The 6,187-nt window shown below is 57.9% G+C and carries 7 protein-coding genes and 1 riboswitch; of the genes, 2 read left to right on the top strand and 5 right to left on the bottom strand.

Annotated elements, in window-relative coordinates; genetic code table 11:
• On the bottom strand, positions 1-473 hold a 473-nt coding region (locus H0V78_03210; GenBank protein MBA2350818.1), incomplete at its 3' end, for a hypothetical protein.
• Between H0V78_03210 and efp the strand changes: the two genes are divergently transcribed.
• Positions 472-1,038, top strand: a complete 567-nt coding sequence (efp, locus tag H0V78_03205) for an elongation factor P (protein ID MBA2350817.1) — start codon at positions 472-474, stop codon at positions 1,036-1,038. The genes H0V78_03210 and efp overlap by 2 nt on opposite strands.
• A 134-nt stretch (positions 1,039-1,172) precedes the next feature.
• Here efp and H0V78_03200 read toward each other — a convergent pair whose 3' ends face one another.
• On the bottom strand, positions 1,173-2,201 hold the full coding sequence (locus H0V78_03200; protein ID MBA2350816.1) for a glycoside hydrolase family 5 protein: 1,029 nt from the start codon (positions 2,199-2,201) through the stop codon (positions 1,173-1,175).
• Between the two features lie 173 nt (positions 2,202-2,374).
• Positions 2,375-2,461, bottom strand: a riboswitch (cyclic di-GMP riboswitch).
• A gap of 440 nt (positions 2,462-2,901) precedes the next feature.
• Between H0V78_03200 and H0V78_03195 the strand changes: the two genes are divergently transcribed.
• Positions 2,902-3,555 carry a quinoprotein dehydrogenase-associated SoxYZ-like carrier gene (locus H0V78_03195; protein MBA2350815.1) on the top strand — a complete coding sequence of 218 codons (654 nt, stop codon included), beginning with the start codon at positions 2,902-2,904 and terminating at the stop codon, positions 3,553-3,555.
• 140 nt (positions 3,556-3,695) lie between these two features.
• Here the strand turns inward: H0V78_03195 and H0V78_03190 are convergent, their stop codons facing one another.
• The 3 genes from H0V78_03190 to nagZ all read right to left on the bottom strand — a co-directional run bounded on the left by H0V78_03190 (position 3,696) and on the right by nagZ (position 6,156).
• Positions 3,696-4,013, bottom strand: coding sequence for a DUF3135 domain-containing protein (locus H0V78_03190; protein MBA2350814.1), 318 nt, complete (start codon positions 4,011-4,013; stop codon positions 3,696-3,698).
• A gap of 204 nt (positions 4,014-4,217) precedes the next feature.
• Positions 4,218-5,138 (bottom strand): cation transporter, encoded by a 921-nt coding sequence (locus H0V78_03185; GenBank protein ID MBA2350813.1) that lies wholly within the window; start codon positions 5,136-5,138, stop codon positions 4,218-4,220.
• Positions 5,125-6,156: a beta-N-acetylhexosaminidase gene (nagZ, locus tag H0V78_03180; protein MBA2350812.1), complete on the bottom strand. Its 1,032-nt coding sequence runs from the start codon at positions 6,154-6,156 to the stop codon at positions 5,125-5,127. The genes H0V78_03185 and nagZ overlap by 14 nt, the downstream gene beginning before the upstream one ends.
• Positions 6,157-6,187 lie beyond the last annotated feature (31 nt).

Here is a 6,187-nt window from a genome sequence, read left to right as displayed (position 1 = left end):
AGGCCGGCGATCTCGTCACGCAAATAACGGTTGCAGCGCTTTACTTCGGCCGGCTCGGGTTTGTTCTGCGGCGGCAGGCACTTGACGGTATTCGTGATCCGGCAGTCGAGCAGCGTCAGATCATCGTCCCTGCTGATGGATACGCCGCGATTCGCGAAGCCGAAGCGATGCAGCGTGCGAAAGAGCAGGATGCCGGCGTGGTCGCCCGTAAAAGGCCGGCCGGTACGGTTGGCGCCGTGCAGACCGGGCGCGAGACCGACGATCAGAAGCCGCGCCTGCGGATCACCGAATGGCGCGACGGGCCGCGCGTGGTAATCCGGGTGCGCGGCTTTGGTTCGATCCAGAAAATCGGCCAGCCGCGGGCACATGCGGCAATTCTCGTCGTAGATAACCGAGTGTAATTCGGAGGATTTTTGCACTAAAACAGACAGCGCTTTAGAATCGCGTTCTTTTTCAATCACGGAAACGACCATGGCCAAATCACTCGCGACCGAAATCCGCGCCGGCAATCTGCTCGAATGGGACAAGCGCGTCTGGCGCGTGCTGAAATGCTATCACGTTCACGTCGGCGGCCGCGGCGGCGCGTTCATGCAAGTCGAGATGAAAGACATCGAAGCCGGAACCAAAACCAATCAGCGTTTCCGTACCGACGAAAAAGTCGATCGCGCGTTCGTCGAGAGCCGCGAAATGGAATATCTGTATAACGACGGCAGCGGTTTCATTTTTATGGACAAGAATAACTACGAACAGATGACGCTGTCCGCGGAATTCCTCGAAGGGCAGACCGGTTTTCTGTTGCCGAACACAGACGTGCAGGTCAATTTTCACAATGAGCGTGCGATCGGTTTGCAATTGCCTGCCAGCGTCGTTCTCAGGATTATCGAAACCGACCCCAACCTGAGGGGCTCGACCGCGACCAGTTCCTACAAACCGGCGAAGACCGAAACCGGCTTGACTGTGATGGTGCCGCCGTTCGTGCTCGAAGGCGAGCGCATCAAGATCAATACGGATTCGGGAGAATACGTCGAGCGGATGTAGCCTTGAAACCGCAAGAAAAGGAACTTCGTGGCGCTTCTTTTAAGAAAACCGGAGCCGCTGAAAACGGCCCGGGCCCATCTCGACAATCCTGCCACTCAGAATCCTGAAGCCCTTCGCAACTTTTCCCGCTGCCTTTACGAACCTTGCTCCAGCCATTCCCTGACGAACTTGCCGAACTCGGTCGGGCTGTAATCCCGTTTGAACATCACCGGATACCAGGCGTAGTCTGCGACCCACGAGGTCCACGACAGATTTCTCGATTCGGCCCATGCCTTGAAGGGTAAGCCGAACGTAGCGAGCTCGCCCTTCGTCTCATTATATGCATCCGAACCGAAACCCCATTCGGTGACGACGACGGGGAACTGGTCCGCCACGACGCCGGCGTTGTATTCCCAATAATCGGCGCTGTTGCCGGAGCGTTTGTTGGCAAGCGGGTAATAACCGCCCGGATAGATATGCGCGACGTAGGCAATGTTTTTGCCGGTAACCGGATTGGACACCGCGCCGCGCATATGCTGCGAGTAATGCGGGCCGCCGACCAGAATGATGTTTTTGCGCGCTGTCTGCCGGATCAGATCCACAATTTCCTGCGCGAATCCCTTCCACTTGTCCCACTCCGCCTGCGACCCCGACGCCGCTGTGACCGGCTCATTGAAGATTTCGAACAGGATGTAGGGATTGTCTTTGTAACGGGCTGCCATGTCGGCCCAGAAGCTCTTTGTCTCGCCGAGGCGTTTATAAGGACTGTCGATGTAATGCCAGTCGATGATGCAATACAACTTCTTCGCGACGCAAAGATCCACCGTCGGTTGAAGATGATTCTGGACGTAACGCGCGGGGTTCGCGAAGTACTGGCCGGGAAAAACCGGCAACCGTAACATTTTCGCGTGCCAGCCGCGGCTGCTATCGGTCAGCAAATTGATGATGAATTCGGCTCCTTTCCGCTCGGTTTTCAGATTCTGCACGCCGATTAACGAAATGCCGCGCAACACGACAATGTTACCGCTGGCATCCTTGAAGTGAGGTCCATCGACTTGAAGCTGCCCGGTAACCTGCCCGACAGCGACAAAACTGACACCGAGACCGCCGAATAACAGGCCCACCCGAAAAGCTTTAAAGATTTTTTTACGAATGTTGGGTACGAAGCGAAAAAGAAAAGACATTGAAGACTCCCTCTTTGATTAAAAGAAGGACTTTAGTGCGCAGCCGAAAGCCGCACGTCTACCAACACCGGATCGGAATGAATTGATGCGCTCCGACAGCCAGGAAAGCTATCGAATGCAAAACACCCTCATGCAGACTAGCTACCTTACAAACTTGTTATTGGAAGCTTTGATCTGGCAATCCTGCTGTCGTAGGACTAAAGTCCGTTAGACTAGTGACTTTGCGCCTCCACCTTTCAGTGGATTAGCCCTTGCAGAGTACCGCGATGGGTACAGGCGACCTTATACACGACGCGGTGCAGCAATTCAAGCTTTTCCAACAAATTCAACGCTTTGTCTCTTATTGACGACAGTGCAATGAAATGTCGTCGGCGAATTGCGACAGGGATGCGGGTGTTGGCTCGTTACGAGGCGCTCGGAAATACAGGAAGATGGGCAACACTTACTCCACACACAGCGCCATGCATAATCCCTATCATCGAGACACAACTAATGAAAGACAACCGGGATGAAAACAACACTAAAGCTCTTTGTAAATTGGTCTTTTGCAGCGCTCTGCTCATAAATGGATTAACGTCCTGGTCCGCACCTGGCGGATTGCCGATCAACACCGCGGACGACGATACGTCCGCGGAATGGCTGCGAATTCGCAGTCATCTGTTTCAGCAGCGCTCGATTCACGACCAAAAGCCTGATTCAGATGGAAATGCCGCGCCGCGCGGCGTTTGGCGCGGCCGTTCCGATTTCGATCAAATCGAAAGTCCCGCAAAGCGGCGACAACTACGTCAAGAAAATCTACCTTGTCATCGACAAAAACCCGTCACCGCTCGCGGCGGTCTATGAATTTAAGCCCGACTCCGGCCTGGCCGAGATGGAAACGCGGATTCGCGTTCAGGAATACAGCCACGTTCGCGTCATCGCCGAGATGAGCGATGGCCAACTGCACATGGATTCCAAATACGCGAAAGTCTCGGGCGGCTGCACCCAGCCGCCAAATCGCGACCAGGCCAAACATCGCGCCGAATTGGGCACAATGAAATTCCGGCTGATCGATAAACCTGTTGCCGGCCAGACGCATCCCGTGCAACTCAATATCCGTCACCCCAACAACACCGGCATGGAACTGGATCAGATCACTGTCATGTACGTTCCGCCGCACTACGTATCGAGATTGGCCGTCACGTACTCCGGCAAACCGATCCTGACCGCGGTGATGGATTTTTCGATCAGTGAAGACCCGTTCCTGCGCTTCAATTTCGTGCCGGGCACAAGCGGCGAACTCAAGGCGGAGATCATGGATTCGAAGGAACTGACGTTCAGTCACGCGATGCCGGTTGAGGTCGGCGGTCTTTAGCCGATATCCCGAAAGGATTGCGGAAAGGATGCGTCCAGACGTCGCGGTCTGCCTGATGTGGCGAAATGCTCTTGGTAAGCTTTTTGGCAACGTCAGCGGCGAACCGCCGGAGCTGAAACGAACTGCCTGCCGCGAACGAATCAGGGCTCGCGCAGTTGCAGGATTATCGCGCTGGTCCCGTCACCGCTCGGGGACGGCTTTTTCGGCAAGCCGTTCAATGCGTCATGCAGCTCGAAGACACTGTCCCACATCATTTCGCTGATGCGAACGCAGGCGCCCAGCGGGGTCACTGCGCGCCGCCGTTCCATATCGATCCGGAATTGCAATCCGCGCAAGCGTCGTTGCGAAGCAGGCGGCGCTGACGCGATCAGTTGTTCGACGGCCGCCTGACGGCGCCGCTCGAATTCGTCCTTGTCGTGTTTGGCAAGATGCGCCCAGGTGTCGAAGTCAAAAGCCATGACGCATTCATAAAAGTTTGTCCTGGTTTTTGTCTAGCAGCATCCATGCCGATTCGAATAACTGCGTCAGTTCAAATTCTTACAAGGAAGAACAGAGAAGCGAACGGACGACATGTAAATAATGACGACATGGCGATTTCGCGTCGGCACGTTACAACGGCGCAGGCGCAGGCTCGCGCGGCGGAAAATCGCGGTATCGCGGGCTTAGCGCCCGGGAAATATGCGAACTTCAGCCTTGTAAGGCTGCTTCAGCCAGCCGGGGATTTCAGGTTGCAAGGTCACGTGCTCTATGTCGAACTGTTCGCGCAGCATGATGCGCAGCGAATCGAGCAGACGCGGCCAATCCGCCAGATCATCGAGCTCGAGGTGCGCCGACAATGCAATCTGACCGGAAGAAATATTCCAGATGTGCAGATCGTGAACGCGCCGGACACTGGGCACGCTTGCTATCGCTGCGCCGACTGAGTCCATCTGCAAACCGGCAGGGACGCCTTCCATCAGCACGTGCAGCGCTTCACGCAGCAGGCGGACCGTCGAAATCAGGATCAAGCCGCTTATCAACACCGACAGCAGCGGATCGATCGGCAACCAGCCTGTGAAGTAAATCACGGCGCCGGCGACCAGAGCGGCAACTGAACCGATCATGTCGCCGATCACATGCAGCAAGGCCGCGCGCGTATTCAGATTGCGATCGCCCCGGCTCACGATCAGCGCGACGACAATGTTGACGGCGAGGCCGATCGCCGCGATCACCATCACGCCGCCGCCGGCAACGGCTTGCGGTTGCAGCAGCCTGGAAACTGCTTCGATCGCGATCAGCGCGACCAGCGCCAGCATGATGACGCCATTGATGAAGGCGGCGATGACCTCAGCCCGCACCATGCCGTAGGAATGGCGCTTGCTCGCCGGTCGTCGCGCAACCCGTGCGGCGAGCGCGGCGATGCCCAAGGCGGCGCTGTCGGACAACATGTGGCCGGCGTCGCTGATCAACGCCAGCGAGCCCGACCACAAGCCGCCCAGCAGTTCGACGGCGGCAAACAGCAGTGTCAGGACAAGCGCATAACCGAGGGCGCCTGCCCCGCCGTGACTGTGGTCGTGATGGGCGTGCCGGTCAGGCGATGCCATGCCCGCCGCCGAGTGCGGCGATACTCTCCACCGCCACCAGATATCGCTTCGCGGTTTGCAGGCGCTTCGGCACACGTGGCCGGCCGTGCATCCGTGCCAGGCGCGCAAGTCCCGCCGGAGGAAGCGCGAACGACAATTCGCTGAGCACCTGATCGGCCGCATCCGGCGCGTTGCACACCAGCGCCATATCACAGCCGGCAGTCAGCGCGGCTTCCGCGCGCCGCACCACGTTGCCGGCGACGCTCGCACCTTCCATACTCAGATCATCGCTGAAAATCATGCCGGAAAAACCGAGCACGCCGCGCAGAATGCCTTTCAGCCATTTGCTCGAAAACCCGGCCGGATTCGCATCGACTTTCGGGTAAATCACATGCGCAGGCATGATCGCAGACAGTCCGTGCGCGATCATCTCCCGGAACGGCAAAATATCGTCGGCCATTTCGTCGAGACTGCGTTCGTCGACCGGGATCGCGAGATGCGAATCCGCTTCGATATAGCCGTGCCCCGGGAAATGCTTGCCGACCGCGCCCATGCCGGCTTCGCGCAAACCCTGAACGAGATGGCGCGCCAGTTCCGCGATCGCCCGCGGATCGCTGTGAAACGCACGATCGCCGATCACGCTGCTCGTTCCATAGTCCATATCGAGCACCGGCGCAAAGCTCAGGTCGATGCCGCATTCGCCCAGTTCCGCCGCAAGCAGCCAGCCCACCTGCCGGGCCAGTTCGCGCGCGCGTTCCGGTTCGGTATCCCAGATGCGGCCGAGTTCGCGCATCGGCGGCAAGGCGGTGAAGCCCTGGCGAAAACGCTGCACGCGTCCGCCTTCGTGATCGACGCCTATGATCAGACGCGGCTCGCGCAGCGCATGAATCCGCGCGGTCAGTTCGCGCAACTGTTCCTTCGATGCGAAATTGCGGCTGAACAGGATCATGCCGCCGGTTGCTGGGTGCAGCAGACGGCGTCTGTCGTCGTCGGCCAGTTCGAGCCCGGCGATGTCGAGCATCACCGGGCCGAGCGGCATTTGTCTGGCAAGCATGATTTCGTGTTTCCTG

Source organism: Burkholderiales bacterium, assembly GCA_013695435.1.
Classification (GTDB): domain Bacteria; phylum Pseudomonadota; class Gammaproteobacteria; order Burkholderiales; family JACMKV01; genus JACMKV01.
The sequence above is the reverse complement of the archived record's forward strand: the minus strand, read 5'-3'. Positions and strand labels throughout refer to the sequence as shown.

Excerpts from the sequence above, each read along its gene's own strand:
- efp (MBA2350817.1), top strand. The coding sequence starts at position 472 with ATGGCCAAATCACTCGCGACCGAAATCCGCGCCGGCAATCTGCTCGAA.
- H0V78_03200 (MBA2350816.1), bottom strand. The coding sequence starts at position 2,201 with ATGTCTTTTCTTTTTCGCTTCGTACCCAACATTCGTAAAAAAATCTTT.
- H0V78_03195 (MBA2350815.1), top strand. The coding sequence starts at position 2,902 with ATGGAAATGCCGCGCCGCGCGGCGTTTGGCGCGGCCGTTCCGATTTCG.
- H0V78_03190 (MBA2350814.1), bottom strand. The coding sequence starts at position 4,013 with ATGGCTTTTGACTTCGACACCTGGGCGCATCTTGCCAAACACGACAAG.
- H0V78_03185 (MBA2350813.1), bottom strand. The coding sequence starts at position 5,138 with ATGGCATCGCCTGACCGGCACGCCCATCACGACCACAGTCACGGCGGG.
- nagZ (MBA2350812.1), bottom strand. The coding sequence starts at position 6,156 with ATGCCGCTCGGCCCGGTGATGCTCGACATCGCCGGGCTCGAACTGGCC.